This window comes from Maridesulfovibrio sp., from assembly GCF_963678865.1.
In the GTDB taxonomy this organism is placed as follows: Bacteria; Desulfobacterota; Desulfovibrionia; order Desulfovibrionales; family Desulfovibrionaceae; genus Maridesulfovibrio.
This window is the reverse complement of sequence record NZ_OY787459.1, coordinates 1,715,984-1,734,335: the sequence shown is the minus strand read 5'-3', so window position 1 is coordinate 1,734,335 and position 18,352 is coordinate 1,715,984. Positions and strand designations below refer to the sequence as shown.

General features: G+C 49.0%; 13 protein-coding genes. 5 read left to right on the top strand and 8 right to left on the bottom strand.

Annotation, left to right across the window (positions count from 1 at the left end):
• The first annotated feature begins 19 nt into the window (after positions 1 to 19).
• Both ACKU41_RS08085 and ACKU41_RS08080 read left to right on the top strand, forming a co-directional pair.
• On the top strand, positions 20 to 256 hold the full coding sequence (locus tag ACKU41_RS08085; RefSeq protein WP_319781024.1) for a dissimilatory sulfite reductase D family protein: 237 nt from the start codon (positions 20 to 22) through the stop codon (positions 254 to 256).
• Between the two features lie 137 nt (positions 257 to 393).
• Positions 394 to 1,785: a cobyrinate a,c-diamide synthase gene (locus tag ACKU41_RS08080; RefSeq protein ID WP_319780891.1), complete on the top strand. Its 1,392-nt coding sequence runs from the start codon at positions 394 to 396 to the stop codon at positions 1,783 to 1,785.
• A gap of 50 nt (positions 1,786 to 1,835) precedes the next feature.
• On the opposite strand, the gene ACKU41_RS08075 is transcribed toward ACKU41_RS08080, so the two are convergent.
• A complete protein-coding gene (locus ACKU41_RS08075; protein ID WP_319780890.1) occupies positions 1,836 to 2,582 on the bottom strand; it encodes a hypothetical protein in 747 nt (248 codons plus the stop codon).
• A gap of 109 nt (positions 2,583 to 2,691) precedes the next feature.
• On the opposite strand from ACKU41_RS08075, the gene lgt reads away from it, so the two are divergent.
• Positions 2,692 to 3,498, top strand: coding sequence for a prolipoprotein diacylglyceryl transferase (lgt, locus tag ACKU41_RS08070; protein WP_319780889.1), 807 nt, complete (start codon positions 2,692 to 2,694; stop codon positions 3,496 to 3,498).
• 487 nt (positions 3,499 to 3,985) lie between these two features.
• Positions 3,986 to 4,567: a hypothetical protein gene (locus ACKU41_RS08065; protein WP_319780887.1), complete on the top strand. Its 582-nt coding sequence runs from the start codon at positions 3,986 to 3,988 to the stop codon at positions 4,565 to 4,567.
• 179 nt (positions 4,568 to 4,746) lie between these two features.
• Here ACKU41_RS08065 and traT read toward each other — a convergent pair whose 3' ends face one another.
• The 4 genes from traT to ACKU41_RS08045 form a co-directional block, all read right to left on the bottom strand.
• A complete protein-coding gene (traT, locus tag ACKU41_RS08060) occupies positions 4,747 to 5,490 on the bottom strand; it encodes a complement resistance protein TraT (RefSeq protein ID WP_319780886.1) in 744 nt (247 codons plus the stop codon).
• A gap of 11 nt (positions 5,491 to 5,501) precedes the next feature.
• Positions 5,502 to 7,739: a S1C family serine protease gene (locus ACKU41_RS08055; protein WP_321404981.1), complete on the bottom strand. Its 2,238-nt coding sequence runs from the start codon at positions 7,737 to 7,739 to the stop codon at positions 5,502 to 5,504.
• Between the two features lie 104 nt (positions 7,740 to 7,843).
• The gene (locus ACKU41_RS08050; RefSeq protein WP_321404980.1) at positions 7,844 to 12,016 is read right to left on the bottom strand and encodes an acyl-CoA dehydratase activase; all 4,173 of its coding nucleotides are present in this window, start codon (positions 12,014 to 12,016) and stop codon (positions 7,844 to 7,846) included.
• A 49-nt stretch (positions 12,017 to 12,065) separates the two neighbouring features.
• Positions 12,066 to 12,869: a glutaminyl-peptide cyclotransferase gene (locus ACKU41_RS08045; protein WP_321404978.1), complete on the bottom strand. Its 804-nt coding sequence runs from the start codon at positions 12,867 to 12,869 to the stop codon at positions 12,066 to 12,068.
• Positions 12,870 to 13,045: 176 nt separating this feature from the next.
• Between ACKU41_RS08045 and ACKU41_RS08040 the strand changes: the two genes are divergently transcribed.
• Positions 13,046 to 14,029, top strand: coding sequence for a tetratricopeptide repeat protein (locus ACKU41_RS08040; protein ID WP_321404976.1), 984 nt, complete (start codon positions 13,046 to 13,048; stop codon positions 14,027 to 14,029).
• Here ACKU41_RS08040 and ACKU41_RS08035 read toward each other — a convergent pair.
• The 3 genes from ACKU41_RS08035 to ACKU41_RS08025 form a co-directional block, all read right to left on the bottom strand.
• On the bottom strand, positions 14,026 to 14,688 hold the full coding sequence (locus ACKU41_RS08035; protein WP_319780880.1) for a TrkA family potassium uptake protein: 663 nt from the start codon (positions 14,686 to 14,688) through the stop codon (positions 14,026 to 14,028). The genes ACKU41_RS08040 and ACKU41_RS08035 overlap by 4 nt on opposite strands.
• A gap of 208 nt (positions 14,689 to 14,896) precedes the next feature.
• Positions 14,897 to 16,258: a potassium transporter TrkG gene (locus ACKU41_RS08030; protein WP_321404974.1), complete on the bottom strand. Its 1,362-nt coding sequence runs from the start codon at positions 16,256 to 16,258 to the stop codon at positions 14,897 to 14,899.
• 106 nt (positions 16,259 to 16,364) lie between these two features.
• Positions 16,365 to 18,290 carry an ATP-binding cassette domain-containing protein gene (locus tag ACKU41_RS08025; RefSeq protein ID WP_321404973.1) on the bottom strand — a complete coding sequence of 642 codons (1,926 nt, stop codon included), beginning with the start codon at positions 18,288 to 18,290 and terminating at the stop codon, positions 16,365 to 16,367.
• Between the last annotated feature and the right edge of the window lie 62 nt (positions 18,291 to 18,352).

The following is an 18,352-nucleotide window of genomic DNA, read 5'->3' as shown; positions in this document are numbered from 1 at the left end:
GCTTATTATGGCGATCGAGATGGAATCCGCAAAAGCTGAAATCCTGAAGTTTCTCGAAGAGAAAACAGGTGCTAAAAGCAAATTTTACTTCAATGATTTCACCAAACTTTTCCCCGAAGAAAAAGGCCGTGATGTCAAGAAAGTTCTGACTGCTCTTGTTAAAGAAGAGAAAGTTGAATACTGGTCCTCCGGCTCTACTACCATGTACGGCCTGACCGGCGCTGGTAAGCAGGGTGGTGCTGAGCACGAAGATTAGTCTTCACTTGGTTCGACTCTTAAATGCCTTGTCCCTTGGGACAAGGCATTTTTTCTTGTCTTTTCCACGCATAGACACTACTGAATCCAATGAGCAGGCAAGTATCGGATAAGAATTTTTCAGGGCGTGAGCAGCAGATGAATTTTCCAAGAATTGTTTTGGCCGGATTGAGCGGCGGTACAGGTAAGACCATAGTGACTCTTGGGCTTTGCCGGGCCTTTCTAAATCAGGGGCTCGTGGTTAAGCCGTTTAAAAAAGGTCCCGATTACATTGATGCCCGTTGGCTCGGACTTGCCTCCGGCCAGTATGCCACTAACCTCGACCCCTTCCTGATGTCCAACGACAAGCTTATTTCCCTTTTTCTTGAAAAGGGGCAGGGGGCGGATATTTCAATTGTGGAAGGCAACCGCGGGCTTTTCGACGGCAAGGACGTGGACGGTTCCTGCTCAACCTCCGAGCTTGCCCGAATTATCAAAGCGCCGGTTATCCTGACTATAGACTGCACCAAAATGACCCGCACTGTTGCTGCCATTGTTGCCGGGTGTAAAGCATTCGAAGATGGTTTCAACCTGGCCGGTGTTATACTCAATCGCACTGCAGGTGAACGTCACCGCAGTATTCTCAAAAATTCTATCGAAGCCTATACTGATATTCCGGTACTGGGCATGCTGCCCAAGCTGAAAGAAAATCCCATTCCCGAACGGCACATGGGACTGGTTTCAAATACGGAATACAGTCTGGTGGACAAGGCCCTGAATACTCTCGGCTGTATGGCCGAGGATTGTCTTGATCTTGAAGCGATATCGCAAATTGCGGCTCAAGCATCTGCGGATTTGAGTTCCGCTCAGGATGCATGGGGCGGAATAGAGCTTTCAAGTGAATCAAAGCCGGTAATCGGCGTGGTTCGTGATGAAGCCCTTTGGTTCTATTATGAAGAGAACCTTGAAGCCTTGCGACGCTCCGGGGCTGTAGTAAAAGAAATTTCCCTTATCTCTTCCGAACCGTGGCCGGAAATACACGGTCTCTATCTCGGAGGAGGTTTTCCCGAAACACTGGCTGACGAAATTTCCCGGAATACCGGCATCCGCAATCATGTGCGCCGTCTTGCTGATTCCGGCTTGCCTGTTTTTGCTGAGTGCGGAGGATTCATGTACCTTGGCCGGGATGTTGAATATGAAGGGCATAAATATGACATGTCCGGTGTGCTCGATCTTTCCACCCGGCTTTGTCCGCGTCCGCAGGGTCTTGGATATACGTCCGGTAAAATCGTCTACGAGAATCCGTTCTTTCCTGTAGGAACAGAAGTTATCGGGCATGAGTTTCATTATTCTCTCTGTGTAGACAATAAAGAACCCTCACCCAAATATGCTCTCGAGATGTCTCGCGGAAAGGGTATGGCTGAGGGACACGACGGCCTAATCCGTGACAATATCTATGCCGGATACAACCACATTCACGCCCTGAGCATGCCCTGCTGGGCCAATAATTTCGTTAAAGCCGCTGCTGAATTTAAAGACAAGAAGGCTTGAATCTTTAACGCATTTATGGCGAAAAAGTTTGCCTCTGTAGGTATCAATAATTAAGGCATAAAAGCGCGGGCTATGCGGAAAATATCGTCGTATGTCTGCTTGGCTCTGATGCCGAGGCACATTTCAGCGGCCATATCCATTTTTGTTTTTGAATAAGCCAGAATCTGGTCGGCCTGAATTTTGAGGTTTGACTTTAGGATTCGGTGGTCGAACCCATCAATGACCTGCGTTATGCCATTGGTATAGAAGGGGGTTTTGATGTGCGGAACCAGTTGTTCAAGCTGTTGTTTGCCTTCCTTGCGGCTGAGTATGATGTGAAAAAGCATTTTGACGAGTAAACGGTCCGGCTGCAGCTTGTGGTCAAATTCAAGAAGCAGGGTCGGGTCAGATTGTTTGTCGAACAGACCGTCAACCAGTCCGTGGGCCAGAGCGAATGCTTTTTTTTCAGAAATTATTGAGATAGGGAATTGCGAGGCCATGCGCACGAAACTGATACGCGGATTTTCCTGTGAAGACATGGCCAGCAGGGCAATCTGCATTGTGGAAAGTTTGCGTGCGTATTCTTCTGCAAGAGTTTTGGCTTTGGCTTCTGTAAGGCGGCGCACAGTTGTTTCATCCAGATCTGAAAATGCAGTTTCCAATAAAAATTTGATGTAAGGTTCGCGAGTATAGCGTATCTCGTCTTCAAGCACTTTTTTGCTGCGTTTTACATCAATGAGTTTTTTAATGGACAGCCAGTAAGCGGCGAGGCCTTCGGCAGGCATTTCTAAAATATCAAAATCTTTTTGTTCTTCCATGGGATTTCCTTGTATTTCCTGTGCACAGATTGTAACTGAATTTGTCCGGGAAACATAGTCCGCCCGGAACAGTTTTTTGTTTAAGGAATCTTATAACCAGGTACATAATATGATTGTATTACCGGAATTTGATACTACAGCTTTCACGATAGGACCTCTCAAGGCCAATTGGTACGGCCTGATGTATATGATCGGTTTCACCATCGCCTGGATTCTGGGACGTTATCGGGCTTCAAAAAAGACCAATAACTGGACCGCTCAACAAGTTGATGACCTGATTACATGGTTGGTGGTCGGTCTGGTTGTCGGAGCGCGACTTGGTTATTGCCTGATTTATGAACCTGATTATTTTCTGGCCCATCCGCTGGATATCTTTGCTGTCTGGAAGGGCGGCATGTCCTTTCACGGAGGGGCTGTCGGGGTGGCCGTGGTGGCTTGGAGATTTGCTAAATCCACTCAGAGGACAACCCTTGATGTCGGCGACTTTCTTGTTCCGCTGGCCCCTTTGGGGCTGCTTTGTGGACGTATGGGCAATTTCATCAACGGTGAACTTTGGGGCCGGGTGACCGATGTTCCTTGGGGAATGGTTTTTCCCAGCCAGCGGGCCGGAAATATGCCGAGGCATCCTTCACAGCTCTATGAAGGCGCACTTGAAGGAGTTTTGTTGTTTACGATTCTTTGGTTTTGGTCCTCCAAGCCCCGCCAGCGAGGAACAACCACCGGATTATTCCTCATGGGCTACGGTTTTTTTCGGGCGTTTGTGGAATTTTTTCGCCAGCCTGATCCCCAGCTTGGTTTTATCGCTTTCGGCTGGCTGACCATGGGGCAACTGCTTTGTGTTCCTATGATTCTGGCAGGGCTGGCTCTTTTCATCTGGGGATTGAAGAGAGGACCTATTCCGCCTGCTGCTGACTGATTTGATATTCGCTGAATATATTATGGAAGAATCCCGTATGCCGGAAGAGTGGCATACGGGTTTTTTTTATGCACTAAATAAAGTGATATTTATATTTCTGATTTGTAATTCTGAAAAGCTGTTAATATTTTTGTGTTGAGTAAGTGCCCACCTTGTCAAATTGGATATCAGGCTTATCATATTAATATAGGCTAATATTCATCATGGTTCTCGTTCAAGCTTTCCCGTTCAGAATTTAATACTGCAGGGAGCTTTGGCTCGATAGACGGGTATGATGTTCAACCGGAATCGGTTTCGGGGCACAGTTCATATATGATATTTCTGACGGTGAACTTTATTATGATGCGAATGGAAGCGGAATTTCCTGTTCATGCCGATTCTTCTTGCAATTACTCATAAAATTTATCTAACTGTAATGAATGACACCTGAAACCGGGCCATACCCGGAAGCTGTAATTGAACCTGTTACTGAAAAGGAAGGTGCCACATGAGCAAAATTGATGAAATCTTAGGCCGGATGGATGCGGTTGAAAAGGAACTGCGTGTCGAGTTGCGCGATATGAAAAGCGAGTTTCTTTATACCGTGCAGGAGAAAAAGGTCCGCTTCAGTGCGGATGTACGTGCCAAGCATCGTGAGCTGGCCGCTAAGTGGAGCGACTATGTTTATGATTCCGGGATTTGGGTTATACTGACCATTCCCTTTATCTGGATGCCGCTGATTCCGGCTTTGATGCTGGATCTTTCCACGTGGCTTTACCAGCTGATGTGTTTTCCGGTTTACGGTATCCCACGCGTACGCAGGCGTGATTACGTGGTAATTGACCGTCACTCCCTGAAATACCTGAACTTTATTGAGAAGGCGAACTGCTATTATTGCGGGTATTTTAATGGCTTGATCGGTTTTGTGCGTGAGGTCGCGGCCCGTACAGAACAGTATTGGTGTCCGATCCGCCATGCCCGCCCGGTTAAATCCGTGCACAGCCGCTATCGCCATTTTTTCCCCTACGGAGATGCAGAGGGGTACCGTGATGGACTGAATGACGTGCGCAGCAGATTTGATGATGTGTGATGTTTCCACTGATTCTCCGAAGGCCAACTCTTTTTTTGGGGACAAAATGTCCTCTGGACTTACCCAAAGCTTTTACTGGGCTTAGCCGCTTTGTGTTATAAATTTTGCAAGAATAAAACCCGTAATATCAAATAGATATTACGGGTTTTTATATAAAAACAGGTTGGTGATGGGATCTGTTAGATTATATCCTGCAAAATCCTTTTAAATCTAAGTGTCACCCCGCGTACGATTCTGCTTTGCGGGGTGTTGTCCCCTCCGGCATAGACCGCAAGTTGCAAACGTTCGCGGGAACGGTAGGAAATGAATCCGTCATTCTCATCCTCCCATTTTATCTGGGTGTCATCGAATTGGACGATGGCTTTACGTTTCTTGGCATATTTATCCACGATTCCAAGGATTACATCCGCGACCATTATGTAAGTATCCTGTGTCATGTATTGCCCGATGATGGCTCCGAGGGCTGCTCCAGACGCGGAACCAAGCACAATGGAGTTCAGGTTCTGCCCCAGTTGTGCTCCCATGTAAGCACCGCCAGTGCCACCCCAGAGGCTGATCTCATCGACCATATTCTGCGAAATCTGGCCGGAATAACGCAGATTGATATCCAGATGCATGGAGTACCTTCCATTTTTTACAACCTTGTAGCCCTTGGAAATATAGGATTCTTCTATGGTTTTGCGCAGGGCCTTGAGATTTACCGCCGGGTCACCGGAAGTGTTGCGGATAGTCAGCTTTAATACCGGGGTATCAAACTGGGAAGGGTCGAGCATAAAATTACCACTGGTCATAGAGCCGTAAAGCAGCCCGGTTTTCTGGTCGCGGACCATGCCCATGCGCTGCTTGCTTCGGCACCCGCTTATAAGTACCAGTGCCGCGAGCATTACCGCTGCGGTAATGACGAGAATTCTTTTTTGGTTCAATTTCAGGCTCCTTATTTGCGGTATTTAATGCCGTATTGCTCAAGAAATTCTATTACTTCAGCGTAATGGACAGCAAAGGCGAGATTGTCGACTTCCTGGTTGGCAATTTTACATGAATTAACGCCGACCACTTTGTTTTTGTAAAACAATGGGCCGCCGGAGTTGCCGGGGTTGATGGCTGCATCGGTCTGGATGTAGCGTATCTGAATATCCCTTGACGGCAGGTGGTGGCTGTACCTTTTTCTATAGGCACTGAAAATTCCCCGTGTAATGGTGAAGGGAAATTCTGCGGGGCCTCCGATAGCCTCAAGGGTAACCCCGGCAGGAAGGGTGTTTTTTGTGTAGAAGCGAACAGGTTTTCCGTGGGCATTTATTTTTACCAGTGCAAGGTCCCTGTAAAGATCAAAGGCCATTACTTTGCCGAATGCTTCCTGATTGTTATGCATTCTTATTTCTACAAAACTGTCGCCTTCCACCACATGATGGTTCGTGAGGATGATGTTGCTGGTTACAAAGAAGCCGCTGCCGTGTGCCATGCGGTCCGGTCGCCAGACCATAACTGTAGAATCAAAACGTGGATCATTTCCGGTGTCGGACTCGTATTTATCGCTGTAGAATGCCGCAAGAGCCTTATTCCGGTTGTTCATGATTGTTTTCTGAATCCGGGCCATATTGCGGTATTTTTTGTCTTTTTCCTGATGCTCCAAGTAATGGTTGAGCATGTCTGAAAGGCGGATGGGAACAACCTTTTTTTCCCATTCCCTAACTTCTTTGTCCGTATTGAAACGCTTGGTCAGGGCTAGTCTGTCCGGATCGTCGGGATCTACACCATAAGCTATTTTGAAATTTTTTTCCTGAGCAATATCAAAGAAGTCAGTGAAGTAGGTTCGGGATTTGCGGTCAATAATTATATATTGCACAGAAGCAATCTTGGTAGTCCTGATTGGCACAACCCGATAGCCGTACTTGGCGTAGATAGGTTTATCTATCATTTGGGGAATGTTGGTGGCGTTGGCCACGGCTTCGTCGTATTTCTGTTCTTCGATTGCAGCCTGATGTGCGGCGGAGGTTATGTCATTAGCACCGAACCAGCCCAGAATGTGGTAGTTATTGCGGTTGTTAAGTTCCTGCCGTTTCAGCTTTAGTTGTTCCAGCCGTAACTGGGCTTGATCGTATGCATGGTTGTACCCCTCATGGTATCCGGTGATATATCTACTGCGGTATGACTTGGGCCGGAAAGTCTTGCGGTCAATCCTGGATACGACTTCGTTGATTAGAATGACAACGTCTGCGTCCTTAGCTGTGTTGGCATTAAACATGGACGTTTTTTCAAGTGTTTCCGTATCCATGGGCAGGTCCACATCAAATCCCAGTCCGAATTCAATGCCGTGCTCTGCCATCAGGCTTTTGCTGGTAACCCGCACAAAGGCTATCTTGCAATTCGGTACTTCTGTGACTGGGAAACCCATTTTCTGGGCTTTTTTCATGGTTCTGATTACCGTACGGAAGGTTGGGGCCCTGCCTTGAGATTCTTTTTTGAGCAGATTCCGGAAGTATTGCCCTTCCATATTGCGCATGGTCTTGGCCGGGATAACATCTCCGTATTCCTTGATCATGTGTGGTACGCCTTCGCCGGTGGCAGAGCCAACAGTGCGTTCCAGCAGGGCGGCTTGAGACTGGAGGAATTTTTCCTCGTCCAATTTTACGGGGTAGATGGAAAAAAAGTTCGGTCCGGTCTGCAAAGGATATTTTTTAAACTGTGGCCGGGCATCGGAGCGGATTATATTTTCTTTTTCGTGAAGCTTATTTTTCAGCTTTGCCAATCCGGGGGGAATCTGGCCGAGGTCGCTTAGGATTGTGCAGGATTCAATTTCATCCACAAGGTCACGGGCATTGTCCAGCTTAAGGCGGATCAGGGTCCACTTTGCGGATTTTTCAGGCCAGTGGATGGAAAGGACATTAGTGGTGGCCGCAGATATTTTGGGCTTGTAGCTTTTTTTTAGGTTTGAGGCCGCTTTAGTTATTTCTTCCAGAGCCTTGGGTTTTTCCAGAAAATAATCCCGATTGTCGATCCATATCCGTTCGGCTTGGGATAGCTCGTTGCTATCCACTGATCTGGCAAATCTATCTTCCGGAGCTGATGAAATTACAGCTTCTTTAATATTTGTTTTTATGGATCGTGTTGCCCTGCACCCGCAGATCGTAAACAGCAGGATTAAAAGGCCCAGCCCAATAAATCTTCTACTCAACTTATCCTCCCCAAGGAAGCGTTTCCGCTTCATTCCATCCTGAGAGGTGGTATCATAATGGATTGTGCTATATCAAGAAGAACTAAGTCAGCATTAATTAAGGATTAACCCCGATAGGAAAGCATTCGGGCATGCAACCTTCTGGCCTGCAGGCAGAAAGCTTCCAGACGGGCTTCAATAAGTTGAGGAAAGGGATTTCCGTCTGTTTCAATGGCAAGGAAAGGCAGGCGTTCGTCTTCATTCAGCAGGGAAGTTGCTTTCTCCCCGGCTGAAATTGCCCTGAATTTTTCACTCAGCACAGCTTCGGCAACCCGTGAGGGCATGCACCCGAAGGGCCCGATGGAGATAACCCCGCAGGATGGAGACATGATTTCATGCAGGGACGCGCCCACAGTGAGGATTGCTTCACCGGTAAGCTGTTCAGAAATGTGCGGTTTACCGCAGTTTACTACTTTACGCACATTCGGAGCGGGATAGTGGAGCAGGTCGCTTTTTGACAGAATGCGCCGTATGCGTCGTTCAAAGTATGATTTCACGCCTTGGGTGAGCATGGTTTTGAGTCCGGCTTTACCTTCAATATTGTTGCGGTTGAGCCAGTCGGTATATTTCATCCATTCCAGTACCGGGGCCACGCGGACGATGAACCCCTGTTCGGTCAGACGTTCCGGCAGGCTGCGCCGGGCCAGTGGATCATGACGTACGTATATTTCCCCCAGCAGGGATATGACCGGGTATTCATGAACGGGTTTCTCCAGCTTGATGGTGGAAAGATCGCAGGCTGCCTTTCGCAGGGCAGTGGAAAACTCTTTCCAGCTAGCCATCGAGTCCAGTAAATCCTGCCTGACCTTCCAGAAAAGTTTCAGGGATGCACCTTTGTTCTGGGCAGCAGTTGAGATGGTGGCGTGAATATCTTCCAGAATGGACCCTGTGACAATACCCTGCCACATGCCAAGGGTTACAGCGGTGCTCAATCCTCCGTAACCGTCAGTGGAACTGGGCGCGAAGATAGCAAGATTCGGGATTTCCAGCCGTTCGATGAGGTCGTTCATGAATACGGAATACTGACCGAAGCGGCAGGGACCTTTGGCTTTAGGCATCAGGAAAAGGGCCATTTCGTTTTTAGGACGGTTTTCCAAATATTCAAGCAATGCCCCGGCGGTCAATTGCAGGGGCAGGCATTCCTTGCATGATGAATTGTTGCGGCCCATTTTTAAAGCTGCTTCGCTGGCATGTCCCAGCACCTTGTAGCGGATGTTGTCCCGCTGCATGGATGCAGCCAAAAAGTCGGTACTTATCTCGCCGAGGCTGGGAATAAGCAGGGTAACTTCGGGGGAATTGACCGCATGCCATTCCCCTTTGGAATCGGTGATCCCGGTAATCCCATTGCGTACTTGGCAACGGGCCGGACGGAAGAGGGAAGCGTTTGTTTCTTCCGGTTCTTCCAGACGGCTGAATCCGTCCACGATATCGAGAAATGCTTCAATGCGGGTTTCGATTCCGGCATCCGCGGTGTGACTGTCCAGTTCAAGGGTCAGCGAAGGTTTGCGGCCCATGATCTTTCGGAAATGGCTGAGCAGAAAGGAGTCCGGCCCGCAGGAGAAATTGGTTATGTAGGTACCGAAGAGTGCGGGGTAATCTGAAACCAGTTTCGCTGAGTCCATGATCTGTTCCCCGGTGGCCCAGTACATATTCAGATCTTCGCCGCATTTTTCGCTGCGCGGGAGCATGTCGCAGGGGATAATGCTTACACCTCGGGTGGCGAATTTGGCAGGGATCGATTTATTGCCCCATGAACTGAATGCATTATAAGGTCTGCCGAAAAGCACCATTCCCGGCCTGCTTTCCTTATCCAGACCGGAAATGAAGCTCTCGCCCTTGCGGCGCAGGTCGGTAAAGAATTTTTCCTGTTCGACAACGGCCTCATCAAATGCATCCACCGCCTGCTCAACACCAACGTGCAGCTTTGCCGCTGTCTGGAGCAGGGACTTGCGCAGTTTTTCTTCTCCGTCCTGCATGTGGATGAGCGGGGTCAGCAGGGAACGTTCTTCCAGCTCCGGGAAGGCGGAGCGCAAGTAGTAAGGTTCGCCCTGAACCAGCACGCAGGTGCAGGAACGGTCGCCGCTTTTGAGCGGCATGGAGCGCAGATGGGGCAGGAAAATATGGTCGGTCTCAAGTTTCAGCAGTTCGCCTAGCCCGCCGTGAGCAAGTTCTACCGGATGGCAGAATGGCGCGCCTTTCTGTTCTATGGCATCGGGATCAATTTTAGCCGGTAATCGGACCCCGAAACCCATTTTTGTGAAAAAGGTATTAAAAAGCGGAAACCATGTATTCATCAGCAGGGAGCGGTTCATGCCGATCACCGGTTGACCCTCAACCGGTTCGGTCAGGTCCCGGAAAACCCTTTTTTCACGCCAGAGTACGAGATCTTCAGCCGGTTTGTTTTTTGTTGCCGCCTTTGAATTATCAAAACGGTTGCATATGCCGCCGAAGGGAAAGATCTTCCCCTTAACTTCAATACGGGCAATTGAACAACCAAGATCACAATTCCTACCGGCCCCGTTACAGATGAAGGGAGATTTGTAGTTTACTTCACGTTCAGCGAGTTCTGCCGGAGTGAATTCCCCTTTGGCGATACTGCCCTGTTCGGACCGTTTAGCTGCTTCAAGAGCCACGCCAAAGGCCCCGGTCAACCCCGGATGAGGAGGTACTATGATGTCCTGTCCGGTGAGCGCCGCCATGGCTGTGGGGACAGCCTTATTGTAACAGACCCCGCCCTGCATGAAAATTTTCTGCCCCACGGTGCGGTTGCCTTTTACCCGGTTGGAGTAGTTGATGCAGACGGAGTAGACCAGCCCGGCGACCATATCCTCAAGGGGGACGCCTTCCTGCGCGGCAAGCTTGAGGTCTGAGCCGATGAAAGCCGCACACTGGTCGTTGAAATTAGGTGGTTTCCGGCCTTTAAATGCTATCCCGGCAATATCGGTCACTTCAATTCCCAGAGTTTCCTTGGCGCTCTCCTCAAGGAAAGATCCGGTTCCGGCACTGCAGGCTTCGTTCATGGCGTAGTCGCAGGGAACGGAATTTTTCAGCCATGTGTATTTGGCATCCTGCCCGCCGATTTCGAAAATTGTGTCAACTTGCGGATCGTAATGCACTGCAGCTGTGGCGTGGGCGGTAATTTCATTAATGATCCCTTCAGTTCCCGCATGCAGCCCTGCGATGTTGCGTCCTGATCCGGTTACACCCATGACTTCGGCGGTGGTTCCGGCAGGAACTTGTGCAGCCAGATCAGCATACACTTTACGTGAAGCTCCGATGGGATCTCCGTCCGTACGCAGATAGCAGGCGGCTACGATTTCGGTCCGGTCCAGATCCAGCAGTATCCCTTTGGTTGTGGTCGAGCCCACATCAAGGCCGAGGGCCAGTCTGTTGCCGGGTATGAATTCAGCTTCTGTTGATTCGTAAAATTTTACGGAAGCTGTGAACTCTTTTAGCGGGGGCAGAAAGGTGAAAGCCGTATCGCCCTTGCGGATGATGGTGCTGAAGTCTTCCGGCAGAGGATTGCCGTTCGTCTGGGCCCAGATTGCCGCTCCAAGTGCTTCGAAACAATGGCCGTGTTCCGGAAGAAGCAGGTCAGGTATTTCCCGGCGCAATTCATTGACCATGAATTTGTTCTGTGAACAATTGCCGATCAGGGCCACTTTTTCGGAAGGCAGTTTGCGCAGCAGTTCAATGCATTTTCCTGCCATCATACGGGCCAGTCCGGCCACAACTGCTTCTTTTTTTATTCCCTTGTTCAGTGCGTGGGTGCAATCACTTTTACAGAATACGGAACAGCGCCCGGAAACTTTATGCGGCTCACATTCCTGCATGGCAGACATTTTGTCTAAAGTAAGACCCATGCGGCCAAGTTGCTGTGCCAGAAACTCACCGGTACCGGATGCGCATTTGTTTCCGGTATGGACGGTTGCCACCTTGCCGTCGGCATCAAGCAGGTAGGCCATAAAAGTCTCACCGCCTGCGCTGAGCACGGTGCGGTAGCCTTCTTTAATAAAATTGTCATGGGTCAGCGCAGTTTCAAGAGCCTGCGGTTCGGAAATGGTGGGCAGAGCGAGCAGGTGGCGGAATTTGCGCCCGGTAACTGCTGTGGGTGTTCCCTGAGGAACTCCCAGTTCACGCAGCCCTCTGATTGCGGTCTGTGCCGGATTTCCTTCATGGTTCAGTGAAATTGATTTGAGGATTTTAATTTGTCCGCGGTCATTGTCCGTCAGTACCATGCTGATGGATGATGCTCCGGCACAAATGCCCAGTGATAGAGTCAATTGATCAGTTTGAGGCGGTCTTGTCTGCAAGTGTGGGTAGTTCAATTTCAAAAACCTTGTTCCAGAATTTTCCGGTCACGAAAAGTCGTTTTTTTTCGGCATCCCAGGCAATGCCGTTTGCTGCTTCGGCTTTTTCCCCGGCAAGGGGGCGCAGGGCTGATATATCAATCCAGAATTTTACTTTTCCATTCTTGGGGTTGATCGCTGCTATACGGTCTTTTTTCCAGATATTGCTGAAAATAAGCCCGTTTACGTATTCAAGTTCATTTAATCTGTGGATGTTGGCAATGCCATCAGTAACCCTCAATCTTTTAATTCGCGCAAAATCGTATGGGTCCCTGAAGGTGATCACCGAAGAACCGTTGCTTTGGTAAATAAAATTACCATCGCTGGTCAGGCCCCATCCCTGCCCGTTGTATTTGAAGATTCTTGTGCGGGCAAGGGATGCGGCATCATATACGTGACATTTACCGGAACGCCATGTTAGCTGGTATATTTCATTATTCAGGTAACAGATGCCTTCACTGAAAATTTTTTCCTCATTTTTTACCAGAGTGCGGACTATGCCGTTTTCAAGCTCGACCTTGCGCAGGGAAGATCTTCCGTGTTTGCCCGTGCTTTCATATAAAAAACCGGCATGATAGAGAAACCCCTGTGTAAATGCCATCTCGTCGTGCGGGTACTGGTTAATAAGCCTGGCCTTGATAATCGGCGTGGCTTGTTTCTCCCGGGCATAGCTTTCCAGCCGGGAAAAGTGTAATATAAAGACGGCGGTGATTAATATTAAAATTGAACGGTATGCTTTCATCAAGAATAAGATTAGCTAATTTTTTTTAGAAGTTCCAGATGAAGAAAGATACAACTTTATTTAGGAGATAGGTAATCTATACCGGAAGGGGTAGAATGCCGATAGGATTTATGTGAGGGGTCTGAACATATTCCAACTCCGATCCTCTTTATGCAGGATCACCGGAGGCTTAAACAATGAGCGGAGATTCATCATTCTTTGACTATACTCCTCCTGCCGAGCAGGAAACCGAAGAGGAATCAGCTCTTGTGACAGTCGTTTCCTTGCGGTCTGACTCGCATAGAATAAAGGGCAAGAAATACTGGCTGGCTACAAAGGTGGATGATGACAGTTTTGAATTGCTGCTCCTGAATGAACATCGGGTCCCTACGGGTGATCCCCGTATTATCGGCAGTGGTGAATTTGCAGCGCATTATACCCTTGAACTTGATTACTACCAGCAACATGTGCGCCCGGCCATGGAACAGCAGGATGCCCGGTTGAGCCGGGGGGAATCCCACCGGGAACAGGGCGAACTTTACAGCGCGGAAATGGAATATGCAGACGCGCTGGCTGTTGACGAGAAGAATGTCCGGGCTACTTTCGGGCTGGGTATGACTTACCTTGAGAAAGGGGATGTGGAGCGGGCGCAGGAAGTGTTTGCAAAAGTTCTTCAGCTCAAGTCAGCTTTTGCCACCGAGCATAAGCATATGTTCAATGATTTCGGTATATCCATGCGCAAAAACGGCATGTATCGCGAGGCCCTGCAGTACTACAACCGCGGTGTCGATCTTGACAGTAGCGATGAAAATTTATTTTTCAACATCGCGCGTACCCACTATGAGTCCGGGGACTGGGAGAACTGTTTCCGATATCTGACCATGTGTCTTGAAAAGAATCGCGGGGTTCAGGAAGCTCAGAAATTCTGTCGTTACCTGATCAAAAAGACCGAAGAAGATGAAACCATGCTCCGCGAAATGGGGGGCGGCGAGAACGGCGATACCCTGCGTAGCGACATCCTCAATCTATTGCGCAAGATGCAGGTCGCAGCCGGGGTGGAACTTGATGATGCCATTGAAAAGACCCATGAAATACGTGACCGTATGATTGCCCTTGAGGAAGAGGATATGCAGATGAAGGAAATAGAAAAAGATATCTACAATGTTGATGCTGATTTTTAAGGTTTCGGTAGTTTCAATAGGTGTTCCCGGGAACCGATCATGATCAACACATCATTTTCATCAAGCGGTTCATTGGCCTTGGGTACGAAATTCAATTCTTCGGAACCGTTTTTGCGGATGGCAATTACCTGCACCTGATAATTGTTGGTCAGGTTCAGGTCTATGAGGTTTTTTCCGGCCCAGTCCGCGACCTGTCGTTCTTTTATCAGGATGTCGTTACCCATGGACAGGTACTCAACCATCCCCGGAGTGGCAAGCTTGTGCGCCAGCTGTTTGGCCGCGAAATGTTCAGGGAATACAACATAATCCACGCCCATTTTATTGAGGATTTTTTTATGTGCGACACTTATTGCTTTGACCCAGATTTTGTTGACTCCGATTTCCTGCAGATTGAGGACCACCAGAACGCTTGCCTCCAGTGAATCGCCGGTTGAAACAACCACGTAGTTGAAATCCTGAAAGCTCAGCTGTTCCAGAGTTTTCTGGTCTGTTCCGTCCGCTTGGAAAACTTGCGCGATGTATGGCTTGGCTGCCTTGACCTTTTCTTCGCTGGAATCAATGCCAACAACATTATGACCCAGCTTGCGAAGATTCAAAGCCAGTTCAAGACCGAATTTACCAAGACCGATAACGCCTACTTCTATTTTTTCTTCTGTCATATCTTTATACCTCCGGCGGTCCCTGAGGACTTACCCCTAAAAAAATATCTGGGTTTCGCCGTTTTGAATCTATGATGTACCCGCGCACCCAAATATGGGTAAGTTCATTCTTTAAATATATTTTAATGTAATGCCTCCGGCAGCAAATTACTACTCGGGAGTGCAGAAGGCTGCGGGTCTTTATTCAATTCCGCAGGGCCGTCGAAGGTTATCCAAGCGGTAAGTCATCTTCAGGCAATTTGTAGCGAGGCTCGCGCTGCCAGCTGTTGATTGCTGTCAGCAGCCAGACCGGACCAAGTCTTCCTACGAACATCAGAATTATTATGATGGATTTTCCCGGTCCGCTCAAGCCCGGGGTTACTCCTGTGGAAAGTCCTACCGTTGCGAAAGCAGAAATGGCTTCAAAGGTTATTTCAATGAAGTTCCCGCGAACTTCGCTGTGCGGCAGGTGGCTTCCTTCAGTGATGCTCAGCAGAATGATAGCAGAACCGAGAATCACACTGGCAATGGTTAAAAGAGTCAATGCGCGGTTGACGCTCTCCTCGGAGAGTGCGTACCAGCCTACCTTGACCTGTGAATGCCCTTTGATCTTGGAAATGATGAATGCCAGCCACGTTCGGAAGGTTGTGGTCTTCAAGCCACCTGCACATGATCCCGGTGACCCTCCGATGAGCATAAGTCCGATCATGACCAGCAGGGAAATATTGGTCACTCCGGAAATGTTCACAGTGTTGAACCCTGCGGTACGGCAGGTTACGGACTGGAACAGGGCCGCTAGCTTGTTGACCTGCGCACCCTCGATTACGTGGATTTTGAAGCTCTCGGCAAAAAATATGGACAGCCCGCCGATTATGATCAGGAAAACCGTGGTTTCCAGCACAATGCGGGTATGCCAGCTCAATGCGTGGGCTGTGATTTCGCTTTCTTTTCTGCGTATGAAATTTATTAATTTCTGCCACAGTTCGGTCATGACGTAAAAACCCAGTCCGCCCATAATGATCAGGACCATGAAGACTGTATTGATGCCTAGATGATCCTTCCACGTGGTCAGGCTGTCGGGATAGAGTGAGAATCCGGCATTACAGAATGCCGATATGGAATGAAATACTGCCGAAAAGGGATAGAAACCGATCGGGTCCATGTGGTGCAAAAGCAGTGCGCCAAGAGCTTCAATGGAGAGCACCGCCGTGACCACGCCGACAATGAATTTTCCGATATTAAACGAAGGATCGTGGATCAGAGTCTGGCTGACCGCAATACGGTCCGAGGCACTGACTTTCTTGCCCAGCAGGTAAATAACCAGACTGGCGTAAGTCATAATGCCCAGCCCGCCAAGCTGAATCAGGGCCAGTATCACACTTTGTCCCGTTCGGCTGAAAAATGAACCGGTATCCACCACCGCCAGCCCGGTAACGCAAACAGCAGAGGTGGCAGTGAACACGGCATCAATAAATGAAATTTCTCTTCCCGGATGGCATATATCAAGCTTAAGCAGCAATCCACCGACTACAATAGTCATAAGAAATGCATAAACAGGCATCCAGAAAGGAGAAGTCGCTTTGGATTTCATATGGTTTATTTACGCTTAGGGTTTGAATATGGCAAGTGTGAGACTTTTTACAATAACTTTTATAATTGCTTTAGTCCCTCAGTTTTAAAGCTATTGCGAAGTTTAATTAAATCTGTCCCGTGCGTTTACGATATTCTTCCAACTTCTCTTCCACTTCTTCCCAGCGTTCGAATGTTGTTTCATGCTCGGCTTCGAGAGCTTCAAGTTCGGCTTGGGCTGCGGCCATTTCTTCTCCGGATTTCTTGTAGAATTCAGGATCAGCCATCTGGGACTGCATGTTTTCTATGGTTGTTTCGAGTTCTTCAATTTTAGCAGGAAGTTCTACTGTTTCCACTTCAAGAGCTTCGAATTCTCGCTGCTCTTTGTAGCTCAGTTTTTCCGGCCGGGCGTCCGGAGTCTTTTTCGGTTTGGGTTTGGGAGCCTTGGATTTGGTTTCCTCCACCGGCTGCAGACGCTGACGTACCCAGTCATCATATCCACCGACATAATCGTTGACCTGAGCATTCCCCTCAAAGGCCAGAGTTCCGCTGACCACGTTATTCAGGAATGCACGGTCATGGCTGACGATAATTACTGTGCCGGGATATTCCATGATTCGGTCTTCAAGCAGTTCAAGGGTCTCGGCGTCAAGGTCGTTAGTGGGTTCGTCCATTACCAGCAGGTTGGATGGTCTGGTAAAAAGCCTTGCCAGAAGCAGACGGTTGCGCTCCCCGCCGGAAAGGACACTGACCGGGGAGTTGGCCCGGTCCGGGGAAAACAGGAAGTCCTTGAGATAACCCATGACGTGTTTATTGCGTCCGTTGATGGTAACGGTGTCATTGCCGTCGGCCACTGAATCTCGAACTGATTTTTCAGGGTCAAGCTGTTCGCGGTGCTGGTCGAAATATGATATCTCAAGCTTGGTGCCAAGTTTTACACTGCCGGCATCCGGTTTCAGGTTGCCCAGCAGTACCTGAATCAGAGTTGTCTTGCCAGCACCGTTGGGCCCGATGATGCCGATGCGGTCACCGCGCATGATGGTGGCGTTGAGGTCCTTGAAAATTGGTTTGTCGTCCCATGAATAGGAAGCGTTGACCGTTTCGGCTACTACTTTACCGGAGCGGGAAGCTTCCTGAATTTCAATTGTGGCCTTTCCCGTCCGCTCACGCCGCTGTCTGCGCTCTTCGCGCAGTTTTTTCAGGGCACGTACCCGGCCTTCGTTACGGGTGCGGCGGGCTTTGATGCCCTGCCTGATCCAGACTTCTTCACGGGCCAGCTTTTTGTCGAATTCAGACCTGTTCTTTTCTTCGGCAGCAAGCAGGTCTTCCTTGCGTTTGAGGAAAGTGTCGTAATCGCAGGACCAGTCCGCGAGGTTGCCGCGGTCAAGCTCAATTATGCGGGTTGCTATTTTGCGCAGGAACATACGGTCGTGAGTAATGAAAATCAGGGTACGGATGTTCTTGACGATAAATTCTTCCAGCCATGCGATAGAGTCAATATCCAAATGGTTGGTAGGCTCGTCCAGCAGCAGGACGTCCGGTTTGGAGGCCAGTGAACGGGCAAGCAGGGCTCGTCTTTTCAGACCACCGGAAAGATTCTCAAAGCGCATCTCCGCACTGAGCGAGAGCCGGGAAATGACCATTTCAATGGTGGTCAGGGCTTCCCAGCCTCCATGTTTTTCCATGGTTTCTTCCACTTCGGAAAGTTTGGCAACATCGCCGCCATTGGCAACCTCAAGGCTTACTGTATGGTAACTGGTCAGAGCCTCGCCAAGTTCACCGAGGCCTCCGGCAACGACTTCAAAAACGGTACCCTTTAAAACTTCCGGGACTTTTTGTGAAAGGCGGGCAACGCTGACTCCTTTCTGATAAGAAATGTTTCCGCTATCGGGTAAGAGATCGCCGCTCATAAGCCGGAGCAGGGTGGATTTGCCTTCACCGTTACGGCCCACAATACAGATTCGTTGACCTTCTTCCACTTGGAAGGAGACTTTGTCCAGTAGCAGGGGACCACCGAAGGACATGGAAACGTCGCTTACACTCATCAAAGCCATTTGTTTAACTCCGCACTATACTTGATTAAAAATATCATATAAGGAAAGATATAGAAGCTTGT

Coding starts and splice junctions, on each gene's coding strand:
- ACKU41_RS08085 (WP_319781024.1), top strand. CDS start 20: ATGGAATCCGCAAAAGCTGAAATCCTGAAGTTTCTCGAAGAGAAAACA.
- ACKU41_RS08080 (WP_319780891.1), top strand. CDS start 394: ATGAATTTTCCAAGAATTGTTTTGGCCGGATTGAGCGGCGGTACAGGT.
- ACKU41_RS08075 (WP_319780890.1), bottom strand. CDS start 2,582: ATGGAAGAACAAAAAGATTTTGATATTTTAGAAATGCCTGCCGAAGGC.
- lgt (WP_319780889.1), top strand. CDS start 2,692: ATGATTGTATTACCGGAATTTGATACTACAGCTTTCACGATAGGACCT.
- ACKU41_RS08065 (WP_319780887.1), top strand. CDS start 3,986: ATGAGCAAAATTGATGAAATCTTAGGCCGGATGGATGCGGTTGAAAAG.
- ACKU41_RS08050 (WP_321404980.1), bottom strand. CDS start 12,016: ATGGTACTGACGGACAATGACCGCGGACAAATTAAAATCCTCAAATCA.
- ACKU41_RS08045 (WP_321404978.1), bottom strand. CDS start 12,869: ATGAAAGCATACCGTTCAATTTTAATATTAATCACCGCCGTCTTTATA.
- ACKU41_RS08040 (WP_321404976.1), top strand. CDS start 13,046: ATGAGCGGAGATTCATCATTCTTTGACTATACTCCTCCTGCCGAGCAG.
- ACKU41_RS08035 (WP_319780880.1), bottom strand. CDS start 14,688: ATGACAGAAGAAAAAATAGAAGTAGGCGTTATCGGTCTTGGTAAATTC.
- ACKU41_RS08030 (WP_321404974.1), bottom strand. CDS start 16,258: ATGAAATCCAAAGCGACTTCTCCTTTCTGGATGCCTGTTTATGCATTT.
- ACKU41_RS08025 (WP_321404973.1), bottom strand. CDS start 18,290: ATGGCTTTGATGAGTGTAAGCGACGTTTCCATGTCCTTCGGTGGTCCC.